2 protein-coding genes are annotated in these 953 nt (G+C 71.6%); both read right to left on the bottom strand.

Features of this window, described 5'->3' with window-relative positions; all coding sequences use genetic code 11:
• Nucleotides 1-186: 186 nt before the first annotated feature.
• Nucleotides 187-507 (bottom strand): EscU/YscU/HrcU family type III secretion system export apparatus switch protein, encoded by a 321-nt coding sequence (locus AP428_RS34290; protein WP_054928695.1) that lies wholly within the window; start codon nt 505-507, stop codon nt 187-189.
• Nucleotides 504-953: flagellar hook-length control protein FliK (locus AP428_RS34285; RefSeq protein WP_197285631.1), on the bottom strand; the 450-nt coding region annotated here is incomplete at its 5' end. The genes AP428_RS34285 and AP428_RS34290, both read right to left, overlap by 4 nt.

The following is a 953-nucleotide window of genomic DNA, read 5'->3' as shown; positions in this document are numbered from 1 at the left end:
ATCATTACATAAATCGAAAGCCGGCTCAATCCGTATGCATACGGAGCGGCAGGTTCGACGTGCGCGCGAATCAGGGAGAAAGGCACGCGTTGCGAGGCGATGACGATCGATGAGCGGCACATGCCGGCAAAGCGGTCACGCAAGCCCGGACAGCATTTCGTAAGCAGGCGCGCGACGACAGGCCGTTCAGCGCAACGGCGGCAACGGAAAACGCGGCGCGGCGTCGTCATCCGGCGCGGGCTCGGTGCGATCGAGCGCGTACAGCCACGCGAGCAGATCGGCGACCGCCTGATAGAGCTGCGGCGGAATCCGGTCGTCGAGATCGACCTGCATCAGCAGCGACACCATCTCCGGCGCCGTGTGCACGTACAGCCCGGCATCGTGCGCGCGCGCGACGATCATCTCGGCGAGCACGCCGTAGCCCTTCGCGACCACGCGCGGCGCCGCATCGCCGCCTTTCGGGTCGTAGACGAGCGCGGCCGCGCGCTTGCGGGACGTCATGCTCATGGCAGCGCCTCGTCATCGTCGCCCGGCACCCGCGCCTCGGGGCCGCCCGCCGCGCCGCGCGCATACGCGGCCGCGGCGGCCTGGGCGGCGAACAGGTCGAAGCCGTCCGGCCCGTCGTCGACCGCGCGGATCGACAGCCCGCCCACCTTGAGTCCCGAGCCTTCGAGCCGCTGCCGCAGCGCGGCTTCGTGGCGCGTCAGACGGTCGGCGCCCGTCTGGTTCGCGCGTAGCCGCGCGACGAGCTGCGCGCCGTTCAGCACCAGCTCGGCATCGACCGTGCCGAGCGACGGCAGCGTCAGCGTCAGGCGCGTGCGCCACGCGATGCCGTCGCCCGCGTCGTCGCCACCGCCGCCGCGCGGCGCACGGTGGCCCGGCTCGTCGGGTTCGATCGTCCAGTCGAGCCGCGCGCCGGGCCATGCCTCGCCGGTCCAGCGAAACTGGTCCGT

Source organism: Burkholderia sp. E168m22, from assembly GCF_001319805.1.
In the GTDB taxonomy this organism is placed as follows: domain Bacteria; phylum Pseudomonadota; class Gammaproteobacteria; order Burkholderiales; family Burkholderiaceae; genus Burkholderia; species Burkholderia orbicola.
Note: the sequence above shows the minus strand (reverse complement) of the source record. Positions and strands in the feature narration are given on the sequence as shown.